Below are 23,312 nucleotides of genomic sequence, written 5' to 3'. Positions count from 1 at the left end.
CAATTTTACAGATGAAGAAAATCTTATTATTAGGCTCATGTATCTGCCTGATGGCATGTAAAACAGATACGGAGATTCCGGTTATTAAAAATGATTTACGCGCTCCGGCTTATCCGTTGATTACCATTGACCCCTATACCTCTGCCTGGTCAATGACAGACAAATTGTACGATGAACCGGTGAAACACTGGACAGGGAAAGAGTTTCCCCTTATCGGTGTGCTTCGTGTAGACGGACAAACCTATCGCTTCATGGGAGTAGAAAAAATCCCTCTGGTAGCCATAGCACCTATGTCGACAGATGAGGCATGGATGGGAAAATATACATTTAACCAACCTGCCAAAGGATGGGAAACTCCCGGATTCAATGATAAAAATTGGGAGGTGGCCGAAGCAGCATTCGGAACGTCCGACGAAACAAATGTAAAAACGCTTTGGGAAACGAAAGATATTTGGGTGCGTAGAGATATTGAAATCAATCAAGAAAAAGCAGGCAATAAGAAACTATATCTGAAATACTCTCATGATGACACATTCGAGTTGTATGTAAACGGAATTGAAGTCGTAAAAACCGGATATGTATGGCGTAAAGATGTTATTGAGGAACTTCCGGCTGAGGTGATGAATTCTATAAAGGATAATAAACTGACCATTGCCGCTCATTGTAATAACCGTACCGGAGGAGCTTTAGTCGATTTTGGTATCTATGTGGAAGCCGATGAAGAAAAACAATTTGAACAAGTAGCAGAACAAAAATCAGTGGATGTACAAGCTACCCAAACACATTATGTGTTCCAATGCGGTCCTGTTCAACTTGAGTTAACGTTCCTGGCCCCGTTATTGATGGATAATCTGGAGCTTATTTCACGTCCTGTGAACTACATTTCTTACAAGATCACTTCTACGGATGGTGCAGAACATGATGCTCAAATTTACTTTGAAGCAGCACCCAACTGGGCAGTCAATCTTCCAAGCCAGAATTCAATCTCTAATGGTTTGGAAACGGATGATCTTTTGTATACCCGTATTGGTAGTACCGAGCAGGCTGTCTTAAAGAAACGTGGAGACGATCTTCGCATTGACTGGGGATATTTCTATTTAGTAACAGAGAAACAAAACGGTTCTTTTGCCACCGGCAACGGATTCAAAATGCGCGAAACATTTGCCAAAGATGGAAATCTCACCGGAGATATCAGCACGAAGAACAAAGCGGATGTAGCCGTTGCCCAATCGTTAGGAAAAGGTAAAACGTTAAGCGGAAAAGTAATGATTGGATATGATGATTATTACTCTATTCAATATTTTGAAGAATACCTACGTCCGTACTGGAACAAAAACGAAGACAAAACTATTGAACTTGTATTTTCACAAGCAAACATAGAATACAATGATCTCAAGAAGAAATCTTCTGAATTTGATTATAAACTAATGAAAGATGCCACAGAAAAGGGTGGTAAAGAATATGCCGAACTTTGTGCATTGGCTTATCGTCAAGCTATATCGGCTCATAAGTTGGTAGAGGCTCCCAATGGAGATTTGCTGTTCTTATCTAAAGAAAATTTCAGTAATGGTTCTATAGGAACGGTAGATGTAACTTATCCTTCAGCTCCCCTATTCTTATATTATAACCCTGAACTGGTAAAAGGATTATTGAACCACATCTTTTATTACAGTGAAAGCGGAAAATGGGCAAAACCTTTCCCTGCTCATGATGTAGGTACTTATCCGCTTGCCAACGGACAAACGTATGGCGGAGATATGCCTGTGGAAGAAGCCGGAAACATGTTGACCCTTACAGCCGCCATTGCCGCCGTTGAAGGAAATGCAAAATATGCAGAAAAGCATTGGGAGGTATTAACCACTTGGACAGATTACTTAATAGAAAAAGGACTCGATCCGGAAAATCAGCTTTGTACCGATGACTTTGCAGGGCACTTTGCTCACAATGTGAACCTTTCTGTAAAAGCCATCATGGGTATTGCCTCTTACGGATACCTGGCCGATATGCTTGGCAAAAAAGACATCGCAGAAAAGTACACCAACAAAGCCAAAGAAATGGCGCAAGAGTGGATGAAGATGGCAGACGATGGCGATCATTACAAGCTTACCTTTGATAAAGAGGGTACTTGGAGTCAAAAGTACAACTTAATCTGGAACAAACTATTGAAGTTAGATATATTCCCTGCTTCTGTAGCCCAAAAGGAAATAGCTTATTATCTGACTAAGCAAAACACTTATGGCTTACCACTCGACAGCCGGAAAAACTATACCAAATCCGACTGGATTATCTGGACTGCTACTTTAGCCGATGATACGGAAACATTTAAGAAGTTTATTTCTCCACTCTATAAATGGGTAAATGAAACAACCGACAGAGTACCAATGAGCGACTGGTATAATACAGACGACAAAACGCATGTGTCATTCCGTGCTCGTTCGGTAGTAGGAGGATACTTTATTAAGATGTTGGAAGATTGATAGTTTTTTAGAGACTGTAATTTAAGCTGTGTGAATAAAGTTAAAATTTATTCTTTACTGACATAGTTTAAATTACAGTCTCTTTTAAGAGTTTAAAGACACAACAGAATCAGACCGCCCAGCTCTTTAAACCTTCAACTCCTGAAAAGGCACCGGGTACTCCGTATCCATTATTCTTTTATACTCCGTAGCAAATAACAGATATTGTTTCTTTGCCTCGTCGTTCATCCCTAACTTAACCAAAGAGCTGACTAAATAACCAATAGCCTCTTCATTAAGCGGATCAATCTGGAACAAACCTTCGCATAAAGCAATTACTTTGGGATACTCTTTCAAAGAATAACTCTTCTCCATCATCACCAATAATATCGGTTCAAGTTTCGCTTCCATGTTCCCTTTAAAAGAATCGGCAAACGGGAACTCTACGGAATCCAGAAACTTGCCTCGGGATAAGATAGTGAACAATTCAATTAAAGAGTCACCATCTAAGTTCTTTTCTACAATTTCAAAGCACCTTACACTATCGCAATAACATTCTTCTGTAAACAGTAGTTTATAGTAACCTTTATCGTGAACCAGATTGATGCCATCTAAATCGCCCAATACTTTACGGAGATTATTGATGGTAACTCCGCGGGAGTTCTTTACTTTGTCTTCGGATTTATCGGGCCATAGTGCTTCACTAAATTCTTGTGTGCTTATTCCATTCTTTAAACTGTATTGAAGAATCAAGAGGAAAGCCTGTTTAAGCTTGGTGCTTAACAAATAAGTAATATCCCGATTATTCCTGTCTCGAATCATAAATTCACCAAACAAATAAATGGAGTTCGAAGTGGGTTCTTTGCCTGCCGGAAACTTCCAAAGTACCTCCAATTCTTCGGTTTCGGACTCTTCACTTTGGGGAGACACTTTTTGCTTTTTCTTTCTTAAAAGGTATATAGTGCCCCAAACGATTCCTACCAAACCCACTCCCAGGCATAAAAAGATTATCGTCCAAAGCTTACCCGATGTGGATATTTCTTTCTCTGCATAAATGGTCAGTTCTTCTTTAGTTGCCGGAGGAAACAACAATGAATAAGCCTTAATATTAGAAGCAATATCATCATTATCAAACTCTTGCACAATGGAATACAGTTTATCGAACCGATTGTTATAATACAAATTGGCATGAGTGGTTATCTTCTCCGACAGGATGGGGATTGAATCTCCTGCCACTTCATAACTGCCGTCTTCCAATGAAAAACGATACAACTTCAAGTATGTTTTTGAAAAATGTTCGGGGTAGCATAAGGTATAGAAACTACCATCGGCTATAATTAAATGGCGAACGGGTACTATGTTTTCACTCTCACCCTGGCGAGAGATCTCCCATATCTTGGTAATGGTGTTTGTTGTTAAATCAATCTTGTACAAATCGTAATAATATACCCGGCCTACAAACTGATCGCCCGATTCATTCCCCATTCCACCAAAAACATAAAGAGCATTTTCTTTCTTATCATAGCCCATAGATGAAAAATAACGGGGTGTAATAACATCTCCACTGAAGGATAATGTTTCCCATTTCTTTGTATCCAGATTGAAGGAATAGAAATTCTTATTATAAAGCGTATTCCCAAATCCGCCAAATATAATGTATCTCCGGTTTGCCTCATCGAAGAAACAACTATGGTGATGCAATTGAGTAGGTAATGCTTCCGTAGAAACTTCTGTCCACTGAAATGTTTCGAGGTCGAGTTGCGCCATCATCACATGTCCCGGCGTTGGCGTCCAAACCTCATATACATAGAGTTGCTTATTCTTTAGGTCGATAAAATTAGTCCCCAGGCTCAGAGGTACCGGACATTCATTTTTATATACGCGCGAATAATTCTCTCCTGTATTTACATTATAAAAGGTAATAGAGTCTTTATTGAAATAATAAACCTCCTGGGTATCCATATTCATATTGGAACCAGCTACCTGGCGAGATCGGAAGAATAAGTTCTCTCTTTTCCAATAATAGGCATCGTTAATAAGCCACACGGGGTTAATGATCTGCCCTATCACTTTTTTGTGAACATCATGTACTTCGGAGCCTTCATTTTCATTTAACGGAAAGCTGTACATCTTATCCGAATTACCTACCGAGAGGTTTCGCAATTCGAAAGTGGGAATATCAATCACGTGCTCGCTCTTTCCAAAATGAATGCAGGGGCTCCACTCCTTTTCCAACCTTAGTCCGCCCGCATAAAAACGTTCGTCATTGATTTGCCATAGTAAAGAATCTTTCTGCAAATCAAATTCAAGATGCATTTTAATCCATTGGTTCTCCCGCAATGCCTGTCTATCAAAAGAAGAAGTGATCAACACATCTCGTCCTTCATGGTTGAATTTAAAAACGGTTCTTCCTCCTTGGTCGTTATAAAAGATATTATAAGTAGTATTTTTCTCTTTGTTCTTAATACGGAGTATATAGCCGATATCTGTTCCCGAAGCTTCGCGGATATTCATCGGTGCTATTTCAAAATCTAAAATAAACTGATTTCTAAATACTGGCTGCACTTCACTAAATATATTATAAGAAGATCTTTCATCTATCAAAAAGTCATTGCCCTGAATGCGTACTCCCTGGGCAAAGGCAACAATAGGAAAAAAAAGAAAAGGCAATAAGAAAGCGTATGGTAATTTCATAATAAGCACTGTCTCAAAAGTAGGCAGACAAATATAGTAATAATGAAAATACTCTGAAAGCTTTTGCTTAGAAATAAGTGAGGTAAGTCTAAAACAAGTTTTTCCATATAATTAAAGCGGAAAAATAGGGTAATACCTACAAAATCTTATTCAAATACAACTAAAAATGGCTTAATAAAAGTGGTGCAAAAAAAGCTTCAAAAAGTATTATTACTATACAATAACACTGACAAGCAAATTATTTACTACCGGCAAACAAACTGTTTGCTACCAGTAAACAAGTTGTTTGCCGGTAGCAAACAAGAAAAACGAAAGCAGGAGACGATTTTAATATCATTACAACCGAGCGTGCTGGCAAATTTGCCGTCACGCTTGCCAGCACGGGTTGCCAGCACGGTCTAACAAACTATACATCAAATAGATACAAGCGAATCGTGCTGGCGTGCTGGCAAAAATGCAAAAAACAAAATCATGGGAGAGAGAAAACAGGATGAGCGTACATCTTATTATTTACTCTATAAACAGGTTATATTCCCTGATTAAGAAAATTATAAAGCTGAATAATCTTATTTTAACCGTAAAATAACCGTTTAATTAACCTCTGAATTACTACATTTACAATGAAAGCCGAAAATAATTAAAAAGTTAATTCATATATTTATTATTTCCATGAAAACAAAACTTAGTATTCTTTTATTTCTATGTTTCTTTATGGGTATTCGTGCCAATGCGCAACAAGAAGATCCGGTAGATTACGTAAGTACGTTGGTCGGGACCTTATCCAAACACAGTTTATCAACAGGTAATACGTATCCTGCCATTGCCCGACCTTGGGGAATGAATTTCTGGACCCCTCAAACCGGAAAAATGGGCGACGGATGGGCTTATCAATATACAGAAGATAAAATCAGGGGATTTAAACAAACCCATCAACCCAGCCCTTGGATGAATGATTATGGGCAATTTACCATTATGCCTGTAACAGGCAAAGCGGTGTTCGATCAGAATGCCCGCGCCAGTTGGTTCTCTCATAAGTCCGAAATAGCTACTCCATATTATTATAGAGTGTATCTGGCAGATTATGATGTAGTAACCGAACTTGCTCCAACGGAACGTGCTGTAATGTTCCGCTTTACTTTCCCACAAAATGAAAACTCTTATGTAGTGGTAGATGCTTTCGACAAAGGATCTTATGTAAAGATTATCCCCGAACAAAACAAGATTATCGGATATACCACCAAGAATAGCGGAGGAGTACCCGCTAACTTCAAAAACTATTTTGTGATTGAGTTCGACAAACCATTTACCTATACAGCTTCTGTAGCTGCAAACCAAATCAACACCGCAGGCTTAGAAATTCAACACGATCATGCCGGGGGTATTATTGGTTTCCAAACTCAAAAAGGAGAAGTTGTTCATGCCAAAGTAGCCTCTTCATTTATAAGCTTCGATCAAGCTGAACTAAACCTGAAAGAGCTGGGTACTAATAGTTTCGATCAAATTGCAGCTCAAGGAAGAAACGAATGGAATAAAGTATTGAGCAGAATTAAAGTAGAAGATAGTAATATCGACAACTTGCGTACTTTCTATTCTTGTTTATATCGTACCTTATTGTTTCCACGTAGTTTTTATGAAATTGATAAAAACAACCAGATAGTACACTATAGCCCTTATAATGGCGAAGTGTTGCCGGGATATATGTTTACCGATACCGGTTTCTGGGATACATTCCGTAGCCTGTTCCCCTTCTTGAATATGATGTATCCATCAATGAATGCAAAAATGCAAGAAGGTTTAGTAAACACTTATAAAGAAAGCGGTTTCTTACCTGAGTGGGCGAGTCCGGGTCACAGAGGATGTATGGTAGGTAACAACTCTGCATCGGTAGTGGCCGACGCGTATTTAAAAGGATTGCGCGGATACGACATTGAAACACTTTGGGAAGCTGTAGTACACGGAGCCAATGCCGTACATCCGAAAGTAAGTTCTACAGGACGTTTGGGACATGAATATTACAATAAATTAGGATATGTTCCTTACGATGTAAATATCAACGAGAATGCCGCCCGTACATTAGAATATGCTTATGACGACTGGACAATTTATAAACTGGGAAAAGCATTAGGAAAGCCCAAAAAGGAAATCGACATCTTTGCTAAAAGGGCTATGAACTACAAGAATCTCTACGACCCTGAGCATAAATTAATGAGAGGAAAAAATAAAGATGGCAAATTCCAATCGCCATTCAACCCGTTGAAATGGGGAGATGCCTTTACCGAAGGAAACAGTTGGCACTACACTTGGTCGGTATTCCACGATCCGCAAGGATTGATCGACTTAATGGGAGGTCAAAAAGACTTCAATATTATGATGGACTCTGTGTTCAATGTACCTCCTTTGTTCGACGAAAGCTACTATGGTTCTGTGATTCACGAAATACGCGAAATGCAAATCATGAACATGGGGAACTATGCGCACGGTAATCAACCCATTCAACACATGATTTACCTATATAACTATTCGGGCGAACCATGGAAAGCTCAGTACTGGACACGCGAAGTTATGAATAAGATGTACACCCCTTACCCCGACGGCTATTGTGGCGACGAGGATAACGGACAAACTTCTGCCTGGTATGTATTCTCTGCTTTAGGATTCTATCCTGTTTGTCCCGGAACAGATGAATATATTTTAGGTTCTCCTTTATTTAAAAAGGTAACACTTGAACTGGAAAACGGTAAGAAAGTTGTTATCAATGCACCGGAGAACAACAAGAAAAACCGTTATGTGAATACAATGACAGTGAATGGAAACAACTATTCAAAAAACTACCTAACTCACAAAACACTAATGGATGGAGCAACAATCAACTTCGAAATGTCTCCTACTCCTAACAAGAACAGAGGTGTAGATAAAGAAGATTTCCCATATTCATTCTCTAATGAAAAGAAAAGAAAATAACCATGACGCATACCATACAAATCAACTCAAAGAGAACATTTATTATTGTACTTCTTTTATTAACCGGAATTTCGATGCATAATACCGCATCGGCTTCTTCTCCGGTTAATAAAAAGAAGAAAGAAAAGGCGGCTCAGGAAGCCGCCACCCTTGCCATCGACGCATTCCACAGTACCTTCTACAACAAAGATTTTGGAGTTTATTACGAAACAACTGAATGTAAAAAAAGAGCTGCCATCTGGACACAAGCCATGTATTGGGATATGTTGACCAATGCCTACAAACGCACAGGCGATGCCAAATACCTGAACAGCCTGAATGATTTCTTCGAAGGAATGAAACGCCAATATGCCAATTTCGACTGGCATAACGAAAAAGAGTGGTTTATTTACGACGACATCATGTGGTGGGTTATCTCTTTAGCAAGAGGATATGAGCTAACCGAGAACCAGCGTTATCTTGCTTTATCCGAATCGGGTTTCGACCGTGTGTGGAATGGTTCGGAAAAGGTAGGCGATAAAGGCTCTTACGATCCTGAAAACGGAGGTATGTTCTGGATGTTTAAAGACCCCGCCAAAGGGAAAATGTCATGCATCAACTACCCTACCGTTATTGCTGCCATGACTTTATACAACATTACCGAGAAAAAGGAATACCTGAATAAAGCCAAAGAAATCTATCGTTGGTCGCGAGAAAACGTCTTCGACCTTTCTGATGGGAAAGTAGCCGACTCGAAGCACGGCAATGGTCGCCCCGCTTGGAAAACACACGTATATAACCAAGCTACCTGCATCGGTGCCGCAGTAATGCTTTATAAAGAAACCGGAGAAGAGTTTTATAAACAAGATGCCATATTAGCGGCAGACTATGTAAAAAACAAAATGTCTGACAGCAAAGGGATTCTTTTTGTAGAAAATGGGGTTGAACAAGGAATATATACTGCTATATTTGCAGAATACATCATTCGTTTAATAGAAGATTGCAACCAAAAGCAATACCTGCCATGGATGCGTTATAATATTGAAAACGGATGGAAAAACAGGGATGCCCGTAATCTTACCTATAAAGATTTCAACAAACCTTGCCCCACAGAAGTTTTAGAAGTGTATGATGCAAGTGCATGCCCGGCGTTAATGCAAGTCATTCCATAAGTTAGGAAACCATCATTGTATGTCGATTCAACAAATATATAAACAGCAGAACGAAGACGAAGGATTATTATACGCCTGGTTCACAGCCATGCATACCCGGGTAGATATTCTGATCTACGGTAAACCCGAAGTTTCGCTTAAGCTGATAGTTGAAGAGATATACAATGAATTAATCCGTTTAGAGAAAATCGGTAACTTTTATAACACCGAAAGCGAGCTATACCGGGTAAATCATACCGCTGCCCTATCTCCTGTTAGTATTAGTAAGGATTTATATGAGATGATTGAAATATGTATCGAATATTACCCCAAGACCCTGGGTTGTTTCGATATCACTATTCAATCTGATAATTACGCTCCCGGCAGAATTGCCGACATCTCGCTGATAGCAGAGAATCAAAGCATCTACTACACACAAGTAGGAACCCGAATAGATCTTTCGGGCTTCCTGAAAGGATATGCTTTAGACAAAATCAGAGAAATATTATGCCAACACCAGCAGTCCAATGCTCTAATCAACATGGGAAATAGCTCTGTACTGGCACTTGGAGATCATCCCAACGGAAACGGATGGAAAATCAGTTTTGGCAAAAGCCCCGATCTTGTTAATGAAGAATCTGTTCATCTGCACAATAATTGCCTGACTACTTCGGGAAATGATTCCTTCGAACGTAAGCACATCATTTCTCCCGAAAGCGGAAGATGGGTAGAAGGAGCCGGGCAAGCAGCCGTCATCACCAACACCGGAGCAGAAGGCGAAATATTATCGACGGCTATATTTGCAGCCTCAGAAACACAGCGGGAAGAACTGCTAAAAACGATCCAAAGCAAACATTTATTTATTAAATACAGCTAAACCCTAAATACCATGTTAATTAAAAACCTTAAAACGCATACCACAACTGCACCACTATTTATTGCGGCTATTGCTCTTTCAATGTTTACCTATAGTTGTAAGACAAATACCACCGCAGAAACAACCAACAAAGAAAAGACTGTATTCCAGACTTCCCGTGAGTGGCGCCCCACCATCGACAACCGAGGAGATGCGGCTATTATTTACGGTGTAGGAGGAAATCCAAGCGATAAATCCAAACGTATTCAATTTGAAGACCGTGTTAAGTCCTGGCAAGACAGAGGATATGGCACCCACTTCATGACAGGTATTGCCTGGGGAGAATACCAGGATTACTTCACCGGGCAATGGGACGGAAAGTGGCACCTGGACGAAGGACAGGTACAACAAAACGGAGATACCATCTGGCACGGACGCATGGTTCCCTACATTGTTCCCTCCAAAAACTACCTGAAATACATCAAAGAGATGCATGTGAAACGCGTCATTGACGCAGGCATCGATGCCATCTACATGGAAGAGCCCGAATTCTGGGCACGCGCAGGATATAGTGATGCCTTCAAAAAAGAATGGCAAGAGTATTACGGTTTTCCCTGGAGGCCTCAACATGAATCTCCCGAAAACACTTGGTTAAGTAGCAAACTAAAATATCAGTTGTACTATCGTGCGCTGGAAGATGTTTTTACCTACGCCAAAGAATATGGAAAAAGTAAGGGTATGAACATACGCTGTTACGTTCCTACACACTCATTGGTTAATTATTCTCAGTGGCAGATTGTCAGTCCTGAAGCAAGCCTTGCTTCTATGCCTTGCGTAGATGGATATATTGCACAGGTATGGACAGGTACTTCCCGCGAGCCCAATTTCTATAACGGGAACTACCGCGAACGTGTATTCGAGACGGCCTTTCTCGAATATGGCAGCATGCAATCGATGACAGCTCCCACAGGACGTAAAATGTTCTTCCTGACAGACCCCATTGAAGACTGGCCACGCGATTGGGAAGATTATCGTAAAAACTATCAGGCTACCTTTACTGCTCAACTACTCTATCCCGACATTGACAACTACGAGATAATGCCCTGGCCCGAACGCGTATACGAAGGACTATATAATGTATCCGCGGGAAGCAAAGAAAAAGCACGCATTCCCCGCAAGTATGCTACTCAAATGCATGTAATGGTGAATGCGTTGAACGATATGTCTCTATCTAACAACAAAGTAAGCGGTTCTCAAGGAATCAGTGTATTGATGGGGAACTCTTTAATGTTCCAACGCTTCCCTACTCACGAAGGGTATGATGATCCGCAGCTAAGCAATTTCTACGGACAGGCATTGCCTTTCCTTAAAAGAGGAGTTCCTGTAAGCATTGCACATATCGAAAACCTATCCTACTCAGGTACTTTAAAAGATACACGCATCTTATTAATGACTTATTCCAATATGAAGCCCTTGGAGCCTAAAGCCCATGAACACCTTGCCGACTGGATCAAAAAAGGAGGTATCGTGGTTTACAGCGGACGGGATAACGATCCTTTCCAAACTGTGCGCGAGTGGTGGAATCAGGAAGGAAATCAATATCTCACTGCTTCGGCACATCTTTTCGAAAAGCTCGGTTTAGAGTCTGCTCCTGCCGAAGGTGCCTATAAGATAGGAAAAGGAACTCTTTATGTACTTCGTAAAGATCCTAAAGAATACGTATTAAATAAGGAAGGCGACCGTGAACTCATCGAAGTAGTTAAAAACCTCTATGAGCAAACTGCCAAAGCAGGAACATTGACTTTCAAAAACAGTCTATATCTACAACGTGGCAACTACGAATTAATATCTGTACTGGACGAAAGCATCGACCCAACTCCTTATCGCATAGAAGGTTTGTTTATTGATTTGTACGATCCGTCTTTACCCGTAATTACACAAAAGGAAGTACAGCCCAATCATCAATCTATGCTTTACAATATAAATAAGGTAAGCAATAAAAAGAAACCACAAGTACTGGCCACTGCCGCACGCGTGTACGACGAGAAGATAGAAAAGAACACCTATTCTTTCTTAGCAAAGAGTCCTATCGAAAGTACCAATGTAATGCGTATCTTTCTGCCAAAGCAACCCGAAGAATGCAAATTTATGGATGCAAACCAAAATGAAGCTGTGAACAGCACATGGGAATGGCATGAAGCAAGCAAAACATTATTTGTTTCTTTCGAGAATAACCCTGATGGGGTTCGGGTTGAAATAGACTTTTAATGATAATGAACACAAAGACACAAAGGCACAGAGGTTTAATTAATTGCTCTGTGGCTTTGTGCCTCTGTGTTCTGAATAATATAAACCAATTATAAACATCACTAAATATTTTAAGAAGAGAACTTCTCTTTTAAACAATTAAACAAAACTTTATGAATTTCAGAAACTTCAAAAAAAGCTTGTCGGTTTTCGCCGCAGGTGCGCTTCTTGCAGCCTGCGAATCTACAACAGTGCATGCTCCAACCGTGCAAAGCGATCTCAGAGCACCTGCTGTTCCGCTTATCACCATCGACCCTTACACTTCGGGATGGTCATTTAATGACAACCTGTACGACGGTCCTATTCGTCATTGGACAGGGTACGAACAACAACTGTTAGGTGTCATCAAAGTAGATGGCGAAGCATACCGTTTTATGGGTGAAGAAAAGGTACCCATGCAAATGATTGTTCCCACCTTTGAAAAGGAAAACTGGCTCGCTCGTTATACCACAGAAGCGCCTGATGTAGATTGGACATCTGAAAACTACGATGCTTCATCCTGGAAAGAAGGAAGAGGTTCTTTCGGTTCTCCCGGAAGATTAAAAGCAATCACCAGTTGGAGAACTCCTGATATCTGGGTGCGTCGAGAAGTAAACATTGACAAAGAAATGCTCGATCGTGATTTGTTTATCCAATATTCGCATGATGATGGCGTGGAAATCTTTATCAATGGATACAGATTTGTCAACACAGGCAACTCTGCTCGCGAGGGCGCTATGGAACGCATCTCTGAAGAAGCTAAAAAACATTTCCGCCCGGGAAAAAACATTATCGCTGCTCATTGTAACGACGGAGGTGGAGAAAGCTACCTCGATTTCGGTATCTGGATGCGCAAGAATAATGAAGAGATCTTCACTAAAAAAGCACAACAGAAAAGTGTAAATGTATTGCCTACACAAACTTTCTATACCTTCGAATGTGGAGGTGTGCAACTCGATCTCATCTTTACAGCTCCTCTGTTAATGGATGATTTGGATTTAATGACTCGTCCTGTGAATTACATTACTTATCAGGCAAAATCATTAGACGGAAAAACGCATGATGTTTCTGTTTACTTCGAAGCAGGTCCGCAATGGGCGCAGGATGTTATCCACCAATCCGTACAAAGCGAACAGGTGGCAGATGCCAAACTTCACCTGCTGAAATCAGGAACCAAGACTCAAAAGGTACTCGACAGATCAGGCGATAACATCCGTATCGACTGGGGGTATGTTTATTTCTCGGCTCCCAAACAAAATAACGTTTTCTCTGCCATTGGTAAATCTACGCAGATACAAAAACAATTCCTTGAAACAGGAAGCTTAGATAACACCTACAATCCAAGTTCAAAAGGCGACCTAACAGAAGAGCTGGAAGCACTCTCCATTGCTCATAACTTAGGCAAGGTAGATGCCAAACACACTTCGGGATATGTGATGCTGGCTTATGATGATCTTTATTCGATCCAGTACTTTGGAGATAACCTTCGCCCCTACTGGAATCGCAAAGGTAATCTTACTATTCTCGATCAAATCCAGAAAGCTACCAATGAATATAGCAAATTAATGAAAACATGTGCCGATTTTGATGCTCAACTCATGAAGGAAGCACAAGCAGCAGGCGGCAAAGAATACGCTGAGCTCTGTGCTCTTGCTTATCGTCAGGCTATATCTGCTCATAAATTGGTAGAAACTCCGAATGGAGATTTAGCATTCTTATCTAAAGAAAACTTTAGTAATGGTTCTATAGGAACAGTGGATGTAACCTATCCATCGGCTCCCCTATTTTTATATTACAACCCCGAACTTGCCAAAGGATTGCTAAACCACATCTTCTATTACAGCGAAAGCGGCAAATGGAAAAAACCTTTCCCCTCTCATGATGTTGGTACTTATCCATTAGCCAACGGACAAACTTACGGTGGAGATATGCCTGTAGAAGAAGCTGGAAATATGCTAACTCTTACAGCCGCCATTGCCGCTATGGAAGGTAATGCGGAATACGCAGAGAAGCACTGGAAAGTATTAACCATCTGGACAGATTATTTAGTGGAAAAAGGACTCGACCCTGAAAACCAACTTTGTACAGACGACTTTGCAGGGCACTTTGCTCACAACGTGAACCTATCCGTAAAAGCCATCATGGGTATTGCCTCTTATGGTTATTTAGCTGATATGCTCGGCAAAAAAGACATTGCAGAGAAGTACATCAACAAAGCCAAAGAAATGGCGCAAGAATGGATGAAGATGGCAGACGATGGCGATCATTACAAACTCACCTTCGACAAAGCAGGTACATGGAGCCAGAAATACAACTTAGTATGGAACAAGCTATTGAAGTTAGATGTATTCCCTGCTTCCGTAGCTCAAAAAGAATTAGCTTATTACCTGACCAAGCAAAACGTCTATGGCCTACCACTTGACAGCCGGAGAAATTATAGCAAATCCGACTGGATTATCTGGACAGCTACCTTGGCAGATGATGCGGAAACATTCAAAACCTTTATCTCTCCAATCTATAAATGGACCAACGAAACTACTGACAGAATACCTATGAGCGACTGGTATAACACGGATAGCAAAACGCATGTTGGCTTCCAGGCTCGCTCAGTAGTAGGAGGTTATTATATGAAGATGTTGAGTGATAAGATGCTGAAGAAGTAAATAAAATGAAGGATCTGTAAGATAACCGCAGTACGGTTTTTCTACAGATCCTTTAGTTTGTTCTGATAACGCTACTTCTCTATTTTAACCCCCTTCGGTGCCTTTACCTTAGAAGTAATTTTTCCATTGGCATCTTTTGTATGCCTGATTTCAACTATTCCATAAGGTGTCGGATAAGTACCTTCCACCCATTCAAGATCACCCAAATGAGGTTCTATCTTTATTACTTTACAACCAGGTTCCATTACTTGCACACCCAAAATGTGTTCTGTCATCCAAGCCGTAGGGCCTGATGCCCAACCATGACAAAGACTATGACGAAAACCCGGATAGCAATGAGCACCGAAATCTCCATGTATATCTTTCTTTCCGGGAGGAATCATTTCATCTAAAGGAGCAGCATTCTCCAACCATTCCATATTGAAGTCTTCCCAGAAAGTTGTGGCACCCATGTCGAGCATAGCTCCCCAAAACTGACGAATTATATTCATTGCTTCCTGATACTCCCCGGCTAAAGCTTGCGCTTGTAGCATATAATATCCGTAAAAAGTAGAGAATCCTTTGGCTCCTCCCACGGAAACAACTTCTTCACAGGCTTTCTTTGGATTTATTATGCCTGCAATAGCCATTAATGATGCTGCTTGTTTTAGGTTATGAGGTTCTTTAATATAACGATTCATTCGTTCTACACATGCTCCGGCTTTCTGGGCATATACAGGTTCTTCCAATAAATTACATAATTTTTGAGCATCTTGCATAGCCCATACAATAAGTGCCCGGTAGCCTGCCTCCACTCCTTCTTCGTTAGAGGATGAAGGCCAATCCAGAAAACGCTTCTTTGCCAATGTTTCCTTACCTTCTTTATCTATTTTATCATCTATCTGGTCGATTAACCCTAAGATATAAGCTTTATGTTTTTCCAAAAACTTCCGGTTTCCACTGTGCATATACCAATCATACTGAATAATCAGATACCATAAGGAGTAGGCGCTCATGTCATTCATCCATTTGGGCAAAGGAAATTGCTCACAGGCAAGATCAAGTGTACGAGGAACTATTTCGTTAGCTCCAAATACACTCATGATGGTTGCAACTTCGGGATGCATATCGCCCAACCAGATCACCCGATCTCGTTTAATACCATCCCATAAAAACTCCTGCATGTTCAGATGTACGGTATAAGCCCCGGTCAGCCAAATTTTATTGAGTCTATCGTCGTTGCTTTTAAAAGTACCCTGGTAAGGAATATCCCGATATCGAAGAATAGCACGAGCTTCCTTCAAGCGTATAGTTGTATTCTTTTGCAGTAAATCAATACGCACAAAACGAAAACCCGTATTTCCTATTTCAAGGGTTCCTTCACGAGGAATCTCCATGATGATATCCCGCTTGCCATGATCATCAGTAGAATAGCCTACTCTCCATCCACTATTAGCTGTTTGACTGTTACACTCTCCTACCGATTCTCCAAAACGTATACGTACTAAAGAAGGCTCACGACGGGAGGAACCTCCTGTTATTAGTTGTAGTCCGCCATGTAGCTCTTTTCCATAATCAAGCAGAATAGAGGATGTTTCATTTTCTGTACTCATCATTGTACACATATTGCGTTTGCCCATTTCTGCCTGACTATTTCCTTGTTTTAGCAATACTTCTTCATTGTTGATAAGACGACCATCACCTTCATATTTCCAAACAATTCGTTGAGGAGAAATAAATGCGCGAGTTAATTCGTCCTTTTGAATTTTATCTTGATATTCAACACCGAAAACCGGAGGAATTTCTGCTTTTAAGTTCGATAGCTGTATTCCTGCTACCAATAAAAATGAGATTAATATGCTTTTCTTCATGTGGTTATCTATTTTATCTTCTCAAAATACGGCAACCTATTTAAAGGTACCTCCAATGTTATTGTTTTTCCACCTTTGTGTATCTTCCCCAAATCATCTTTCCATCGACCCTTCGGCAGTTTAATCGTTCGAATATTTGTTTGAGTTACCACAGGAGCAATCATATATTTATCTCCTAACATGAACTGATCTTTGCATTCGGCAAAACCTTCTCCCGGAAATGAATACTCTATATGTCTTACAATAGGCTCTCCCGTCGTTGCAGATTCTCTGGCACATTGCATAATGTAAGACCCCATGCTTTCGTGAAGTTTTGCCATATTTCTTACGATTTCAAGATTCTCTTTATTCAGTATCCGCCAGGGTGCCACGGAAAATTGCATCATAGGCATTAGTGCATGTACCTGTGCTGAACGTATAATCAAAGTCTGATTAAATTTATCGGGATCCATGTTCAGGAAAGAACGGTATTGGCCACCGCCAATCATGTCCGGACAGGTATAAGCATATCCCAGCAACCCCGCGGCAGTCATTTGAGGAATGAGTGATTGAACGGCATCCCACGAATACTGCTTATCACCCAAACGTTGCACCAGTGCCTCACCACCCATTTGCCAGCATGCTCTGTATTCATTCACGGGAAATTGAAGTCCAATTTGTGCCCAGACTTTCGTATGATCCACAGATATGGCATCTTTTTGATAACATACCAGGTCTTTACTTGTATAGAAACTGTTATCGCCTGCATCGAACTTAAACCCATCAATGCCATATTCCTTTTGCATATTCTTCAGAATAGATACAAAATAGGCGGATGCTTCGGGATTTGTTAAGTCATAACAAGCACTCTGACCATTCCACCAACTTATAATAGCCGGTTTACCATTTTTATGCTTAATCAGATAATTCTTTGAATGAAGGAACCTGCATTCCGGGCTATCTGCTGATACGAACGGACATATCCACAACATTACTTTGAACCCCATATCATGCAATTCTTTCACCATTGCTTTCGGGTCGGAAAATTTTTCTGCCCTGAAATCAAAGTTTCCATAATAGCGTTGCCAGTTATCATCAATCATCAGAACGCCGGGAAGAAATCCGTTATCTATAATACCGCGCGCATATTTAAGGATATCTTCCTGATTTTGGTTATACATCAGTTCAATCCATGTATTATATTGAGGCATGGTGAAGAACAAAGTATCGGGCAATACGCCACTGGGCTTAAAGTACTTGCCACAAGCTTCTTTATAGGCATCTCTTAACGTAGTGCCTGCGGTGGTTACGGATATATTCTCAAAATCAGATTGAATGGTAATTCCTTCGTTCGAAACAGAAAATCGAAAAGGCTTTTCCGTCCAAACATATCTGCCTTTATTGGAAAGAAGTAAAGGGACAACCTGATTATTGTTATTTTTCGAGGCAAGATCGTATTCCTCCAAAGGTTGTATATAGGGCATTTGCGAACCAATACCAACAGCACCACCCCACCAATACTCACCGACAACAGGTTTGATGAGTACCTTGTTTTGAGAGAAAAGAGATAAAGAAAAAAAGAGTGAGAGAAATAATAGCAAATTTTTTTTCATGGTTTATTCACATTAATATTATTGCTGCAAATATAAGCCAAAAAACACCTGAACGGATGTTACACACGTTTCAGCGAATGTTAATGAGGTTACATAGCATCATATTTTGGTATATTTTCACTAAGTTTGCGCGCCGGATATCATCAGATTAATCATATTTTATGAAGACACAATTACTTATATTACTCCTTCTCTTTATACAAATTCCATTAATTGCCCAGCAAATTACTCTATCTAATATACCTGCAAAGAATCTGTTACCTACCGGAGATATCTATTCCATCTTTCAGGATTCGGAGGGACTTATGTGGTATGCAACAAGCAAAGAAGGACTTTTCAGGTATGATGGATATGATGTGAAAGCATTCCGTTCAGATTCAAACACCCCGGACCTACTCGAAAGTAATCATATTACCTGCATTACAGAAGACAAGGAACGGAAAATCTGGTTTGGGACAAAGCGAGGAGTGTACATATTGGATAAAAGCAATTATCAAGTAATGCCCCTACCAGATCAAACCATAAAGGGATGGGTTATCAATGCCATTTTTGCGACTTCAGACGGCAGCATTTGGGTGGGCACAAAGAACGAACTATATCGTTATAATGCGCAAGGACAAAAGTTAGGCGTTTACCAAACATACTGGCATGGAGAATCGCGAAATATTTATCATCTGTATGAAGATAGCCAACACACATTATGGGTTATTCAATGGCGGGGAGGACTTTTTAAATATGATGTTGATCAAGATCGTTTCATACCTTACCCCTGGGCTTTTCAGGAAAATCCCACCTGCATCATAGAAGACTCCAAATCTCCTTATTTTTGGATAGGAACCTGGGGGAAAGGAATTGTCCGCTTCGATCCCAAAGAAAAAGATCCGGAGAAAATGTTTGTTCCGCAAACTGCAACCGAAGAAAGTGATCCATTAAGGAAACAGATTAACAGTATAGCACAAGATAGTGTGCGGGGTAATGTCTGGGTTACTACTATGAAAGATCTATATGTTTATGAAATTACGGAAGAAAACTCGCTTAGTCCGCTGCCCACTACTGATTTTCTTCCGGCAGGAAAGAAAATTGTTCATAACATAAGCAGTGATCGTTCGGGTCGTTTATGGATAGCAAGTAATTATCCACCTTCTTTCATCCTCTCATTTCAGCAAGCATCCATCACACGTTATGAATTGCCGTTGGTGAAAGAAAAACTTGGTTTTCCGGTGGCTCCACTAAATTTAATTTATGAAAAAGGTTCCTATTGGTTCTGGCAACTACGTTTGAACCTCTCTTTTTACAGGGTAGCCGATAATCATTTTACGGTCTATCCGCATGGAGGATTATTGGCAGCTTTCGAACAATCAAAAAGCCGGGATGGTATTTTTGCAATTAAGCACAATTCCCAAGTGATTCATATTCAGGTTCAAAATGATAGTTTAACAGAGTCTCCGGTCTGTACAATACCGGCAGTGACTCACGAAAGAATAAGAGGACTCCATGAAGATTATTCGGGCAATCTCTGGATCGGTACCAGCTATAACCTGTTCCGATATAACCTGCAAACAAAAGAGATGCACAAAGCCTGGGAGAACACAGGAATCATCAATTGCATTACTTCCTCCCGAAACGGAGATATATTTGTAGCCACCGAATCGAATGGATTTCTGAGGCTTTCGCCTGATGGAAAAAAATCACAATACAGCCCTCAGGAAGATCATAATTACGCCAGATTATCTGTTACTCCCGGCGGCAATGTGTGGGTCAAAACCCAACATAATCGCATTTATTATTACAACTCCCAAGCTCAGACTTTTACCCAATACACCTTTAAATACGATTTTGGTGGCGATGTGATACACGATATTCTATCGGATAATGAGAATAATCTATGGATATTATCCGATCAGAAAATAATTGTATATAATACAGCGAAACAAACATTTCGTATGATTCGTAACACAGATCCTTCTATAAATCTGGATAACTTCCTGTCAATCTGCAAAGATGAAGAAGGAAAAGTACATGTAGGCGGAACCAACGGAATCGTTGTTTTAAAAGCAAGCAACCAAGATGGTTTGTGGAGCGAACGTGCTACTACTATGCAGGTGAAATGTCTGCCTGCCTGGTACAAAACCAACTTGGCTTATGTTTGCTATGCGCTGGCTGCGTTGTTGCTCATTAGCGTATTTGTCTGGAAATATATGGCTTATCAAAAGCCGGAACAGCAACAAGCATTTGAAAAAGAGACTGAGGTTACTCCCAATGATATTACCATTTCCTCTCCGGACAAAGAATTTATAGAGAATGTGCTGAATATGATTGAGAAGAATATAAGCAACTCCGAATACTCTATCGAAGATCTTAGTCAGGATATGGCCATGAGCCGCGTAAGTTTATACCGGAAGATAAATTCCATCACTGGTAATACACCCACTGAATTTGTTAAGACCATCCGGCTGAAACGGGCAGCAGAGCTTCTCAAAAAAGGGAAGTTGACTGTATCCGAAGTTGCTTATGAAGTTGGTTTTAGTAGCCCGAGCTATTTTACACAGGCTTTTAAGAAGATGTTTGGGGTGTTGCCTACAAATTACAGGTAAGGCAACTGCGGGCTCTAAATTAATACTGCAACATCTCGCTCAGTTTCCCTCTCCAGTCTTTTCCATTGATGGGTTGAAGCGTTAAAAAGCCCAGTTCTCTTCCCATCTTCACATTAGCTGCTCCATCATCGATAAACAAGGTTTCGTCTGGATTCAAATTGGCATCTTTAATCATATATTCAAAGATTTCTTTATCAGGCTTTACTTGTCTTACCTGATAGGAAAGATATAGTTTATCGGCATAATCATCCAACGGTTTTCCTTGGGAAGTAAACTCCGGACTACGTGCCCAGCTCATCACAAAAGGATTGGTATTGCTAAGTATATATACTTTATATTTCTTACGAAGTTCGGCTATGTAATCTAACCGATATTGCGGATCATTAACAAAAAAACTCAACCATGCCTGGCGGGCTTCTTCGTATGATATTTCTTTTCCACACATCTTGCCTAACTTCTTACAAAACTCTTCCGCAGTAATACGTCCGTTTTCTACCTCCAAAAAGATTCCTTTCTGATGGTATTTGTCTAATAGCTCTTCGGCATTGGAAACTCCGATTGCTTCGAAACGTTTTACCGCATTCTCTCGATTGATATCGACAATCACTCCTCCAAAATCAAAAACTAAATTCTTTATCATAATACCTGTTTTTATGTCAGGAAACGTTTTCCCATTCCCAACGACTCTTTTTCATATTTACATCACCATTACTTTTGAATATAACTCCCTCTGCTTCCAAAAGCGATTTCTGTTCTGCCCATCCCGGCGCCAAGCGTCCTTGCGAATTTGCTACCCATAACCTGATATACCTGCCGATAGAAATCCTCATTTGTGGCGAGTACCATTATAAATCAATCTTTTTCATGATCAAGTAAAAACTGGTACAAAGTTAGTCAATGATTTTGTCTTTTCTCTGCTTCCTGCAAAGAACTTTATTTATTATTCTCTGCCACATAGCCTTTCTTTACAGCTAACTCACAGACAGACAAGTTAATAGCCTCTCCCAAGTCATCTCCTTTATTATCGGCATCCTTTTTCATTTGTTCATCAATATATGCCTGTCTTTTAATAGCCAATGCGGAGATTTCCTCTTGAATAGCCTTTCTTTGTTTATCCTTTTCGGCAACAAAAGCAACAATTTCTTCTTTTGATTTTCCCTGCAACTCCTTAGGCAGATCGGTTTGCTGCAATTTATTAATCACTTCTTTATCTTCCTTCACCTTGTCTACCAAATCCCAAGAACTGTTATTGTATGCTTTCTTGGTTTTACTTACCGCACGTTCTGCATAATTGGAAGAAGAAACCTGCATAGCATTCTCATCCTGAACGGCCTGACTTTGTTTTTTAGCTGTTCCAACATGGCCATAACCTACATAAGTAGCATTTAATTGCTTGTTACATTCACTGATTTGATCATCATAAGGAGTATCGTAATGACGGACAGCGGCATTATGGTCTATTGTAAAATACTTCCCTTTTCCTATTACTGCTGCATCCTGCCAAGCTTTATCGCCCCAATCTCCGCAAAGAATAGTATTTACATATACTTCATTATCCAAAGCTTTTGCAACTGCCTTTTTGTAATTGACAGGGCCTTGTGTAAACGGCTCGTTTCCTGCAATATAAATCAGTTTCATGTCGGCTTCGCGCCTACCCCACTCTAATGATTGAACTGCTTCGGATATCACAGCGCCACAATATTCGGAACCTCCATTGGTAGTTAAAGCAAATAGTTTTTCGGAGATTAAATCTAAATCGCTCGTTAAAGGCGTTACTTGCCGGATAAAATTTTTCGATTGAGGAATTCCACTGTTGCCATATTCATATAGAGCAATCTCTATTTCGGGTGTTTTTCCTTTATACTTCAGGGTAGTCAGCGTATTGACAATATTCCATAAGCGAGCCTTGGCCTGATTTATTAATCCGTCCATACTACTTGAAGTATCTAACAGAATAGCTAATTGTATCTTCGCTTCTTTACTGAATTCCTCATCGGTTTTCTCTGTTTGAATGGTGATTGCATCCGAATGATTTTTGGCCTTTACATTGCAAGCCATCGTTGAAAAAATCAGAGTCATTGAAATGACAGTTAGTAGAATAAAATGTTTCATATTTCTTCGTTATTTAATTAATTTATGCTCCAAAAGTAGAAGATCCGAAATTGAGAAATGAAGCATAACGGGTGAAACCCTGTTTTTAATTGGTGAAACATAAGAACTAAATGTTTTA

General features: G+C 40.1%; 13 protein-coding genes. 7 read left to right on the top strand and 6 right to left on the bottom strand.

Annotated elements, in window-relative coordinates; all coding sequences use genetic code 11:
• The first annotated feature begins 11 nt into the window (after positions 1-11).
• A complete protein-coding gene (locus D0T60_RS05945) occupies positions 12-2,477 on the top strand; it encodes a glutaminase domain-containing protein (protein WP_163217240.1) in 2,466 nt (821 codons plus the stop codon).
• A 126-nt stretch (positions 2,478-2,603) separates the two neighbouring features.
• Here D0T60_RS05945 and D0T60_RS05940 read toward each other — a convergent pair whose 3' ends face one another.
• Positions 2,604-5,150 carry a kelch repeat-containing protein gene (locus tag D0T60_RS05940; RefSeq protein ID WP_163217239.1) on the bottom strand — a complete coding sequence of 849 codons (2,547 nt, stop codon included), beginning with the start codon at positions 5,148-5,150 and terminating at the stop codon, positions 2,604-2,606.
• A 711-nt stretch (positions 5,151-5,861) separates the two neighbouring features.
• On the opposite strand from D0T60_RS05940, the gene D0T60_RS05935 reads away from it, so the two are divergent.
• From D0T60_RS05935 to D0T60_RS05915, 5 genes are all read left to right on the top strand, one after another.
• On the top strand, positions 5,862-8,111 hold the full coding sequence (locus D0T60_RS05935) for a GH92 family glycosyl hydrolase (RefSeq protein ID WP_239059503.1): 2,250 nt from the start codon (positions 5,862-5,864) through the stop codon (positions 8,109-8,111).
• Between the two features lie 2 nt (positions 8,112-8,113).
• Positions 8,114-9,262, top strand: a complete 1,149-nt coding sequence (locus tag D0T60_RS05930; protein WP_163217237.1) for a glycoside hydrolase family 76 protein — start codon at positions 8,114-8,116, stop codon at positions 9,260-9,262.
• A 19-nt stretch (positions 9,263-9,281) separates the two neighbouring features.
• Entirely contained in the window at positions 9,282-10,118 is an 837-nt protein-coding gene (locus tag D0T60_RS05925; protein WP_163217236.1) for an FAD:protein FMN transferase, read from the top strand.
• Positions 10,119-10,199: 81 nt separating this feature from the next.
• Positions 10,200-12,365, top strand: a complete 2,166-nt coding sequence (locus D0T60_RS05920; protein ID WP_163217273.1) for a hypothetical protein — start codon at positions 10,200-10,202, stop codon at positions 12,363-12,365.
• A gap of 152 nt (positions 12,366-12,517) precedes the next feature.
• Positions 12,518-15,046 (top strand): glutaminase family protein, encoded by a 2,529-nt coding sequence (locus tag D0T60_RS05915; protein WP_163217235.1) that lies wholly within the window; start codon positions 12,518-12,520, stop codon positions 15,044-15,046.
• A gap of 71 nt (positions 15,047-15,117) precedes the next feature.
• On the opposite strand, the gene D0T60_RS05910 is transcribed toward D0T60_RS05915, so the two are convergent.
• Together D0T60_RS05910 and D0T60_RS05905 are read right to left on the bottom strand one after the other, a co-directional pair.
• A complete protein-coding gene (locus D0T60_RS05910) occupies positions 15,118-16,896 on the bottom strand; it encodes an alpha-L-rhamnosidase C-terminal domain-containing protein (protein WP_163217234.1) in 1,779 nt (592 codons plus the stop codon).
• An 8-nt stretch (positions 16,897-16,904) separates the two neighbouring features.
• A complete protein-coding gene (locus D0T60_RS05905; RefSeq protein ID WP_163217233.1) occupies positions 16,905-18,488 on the bottom strand; it encodes a glycoside hydrolase family 31 protein in 1,584 nt (527 codons plus the stop codon).
• Between the two features lie 161 nt (positions 18,489-18,649).
• On the opposite strand from D0T60_RS05905, the gene D0T60_RS05900 reads away from it, so the two are divergent.
• Positions 18,650-21,082, top strand: a complete 2,433-nt coding sequence (locus tag D0T60_RS05900; protein ID WP_163217232.1) for an AraC family transcriptional regulator — start codon at positions 18,650-18,652, stop codon at positions 21,080-21,082.
• A 19-nt stretch (positions 21,083-21,101) separates the two neighbouring features.
• Here the strand turns inward: D0T60_RS05900 and D0T60_RS05895 are convergent, their stop codons facing one another.
• The 3 genes from D0T60_RS05895 to D0T60_RS05885 all read right to left on the bottom strand — a co-directional run bounded on the left by D0T60_RS05895 (position 21,102) and on the right by D0T60_RS05885 (position 23,194).
• Positions 21,102-21,722: an HAD family phosphatase gene (locus D0T60_RS05895; protein ID WP_163217231.1), complete on the bottom strand. Its 621-nt coding sequence runs from the start codon at positions 21,720-21,722 to the stop codon at positions 21,102-21,104.
• 16 nt (positions 21,723-21,738) lie between these two features.
• Positions 21,739-21,912 (bottom strand): hypothetical protein, encoded by a 174-nt coding sequence (locus D0T60_RS05890; RefSeq protein ID WP_370524392.1) that lies wholly within the window; start codon positions 21,910-21,912, stop codon positions 21,739-21,741.
• Between the two features lie 103 nt (positions 21,913-22,015).
• A complete protein-coding gene (locus tag D0T60_RS05885) occupies positions 22,016-23,194 on the bottom strand; it encodes a VWA domain-containing protein (protein ID WP_163217230.1) in 1,179 nt (392 codons plus the stop codon).
• Between the last annotated feature and the right edge of the window lie 118 nt (positions 23,195-23,312).

Origin of the sequence: Bacteroides sp. 224, from assembly GCF_010500995.1 — a bacterium.
GTDB lineage: Bacteria > Bacteroidota > Bacteroidia > Bacteroidales > Bacteroidaceae > Bacteroides.
This window is presented reverse-complemented; position numbering and strand designations above follow the sequence as displayed.

Excerpts from the sequence above, each read along its gene's own strand:
- D0T60_RS05925 (WP_163217236.1), top strand. The coding sequence starts at position 9,282 with ATGTCGATTCAACAAATATATAAACAGCAGAACGAAGACGAAGGATTA.
- D0T60_RS05905 (WP_163217233.1), bottom strand. The coding sequence starts at position 18,488 with ATGAAAAAAAATTTGCTATTATTTCTCTCACTCTTTTTTTCTTTATCT.
- D0T60_RS05915 (WP_163217235.1), top strand. The coding sequence starts at position 12,518 with ATGAATTTCAGAAACTTCAAAAAAAGCTTGTCGGTTTTCGCCGCAGGT.
- D0T60_RS05920 (WP_163217273.1), top strand. The coding sequence starts at position 10,200 with ATGTTTACCTATAGTTGTAAGACAAATACCACCGCAGAAACAACCAAC.
- D0T60_RS05940 (WP_163217239.1), bottom strand. The coding sequence starts at position 5,150 with ATGAAATTACCATACGCTTTCTTATTGCCTTTTCTTTTTTTTCCTATT.
- D0T60_RS05885 (WP_163217230.1), bottom strand. The coding sequence starts at position 23,194 with ATGAAACATTTTATTCTACTAACTGTCATTTCAATGACTCTGATTTTT.
- D0T60_RS05900 (WP_163217232.1), top strand. The coding sequence starts at position 18,650 with ATGAAGACACAATTACTTATATTACTCCTTCTCTTTATACAAATTCCA.
- D0T60_RS05895 (WP_163217231.1), bottom strand. The coding sequence starts at position 21,722 with ATGATAAAGAATTTAGTTTTTGATTTTGGAGGAGTGATTGTCGATATC.
- D0T60_RS05945 (WP_163217240.1), top strand. The coding sequence starts at position 12 with ATGAAGAAAATCTTATTATTAGGCTCATGTATCTGCCTGATGGCATGT.
- D0T60_RS05890 (WP_370524392.1), bottom strand. The coding sequence starts at position 21,912 with ATGAGGATTTCTATCGGCAGGTATATCAGGTTATGGGTAGCAAATTCG.
- D0T60_RS05935 (WP_239059503.1), top strand. The coding sequence starts at position 5,862 with ATGGGTATTCGTGCCAATGCGCAACAAGAAGATCCGGTAGATTACGTA.
- D0T60_RS05930 (WP_163217237.1), top strand. The coding sequence starts at position 8,114 with ATGACGCATACCATACAAATCAACTCAAAGAGAACATTTATTATTGTA.
- D0T60_RS05910 (WP_163217234.1), bottom strand. The coding sequence starts at position 16,896 with ATGAAGAAAAGCATATTAATCTCATTTTTATTGGTAGCAGGAATACAG.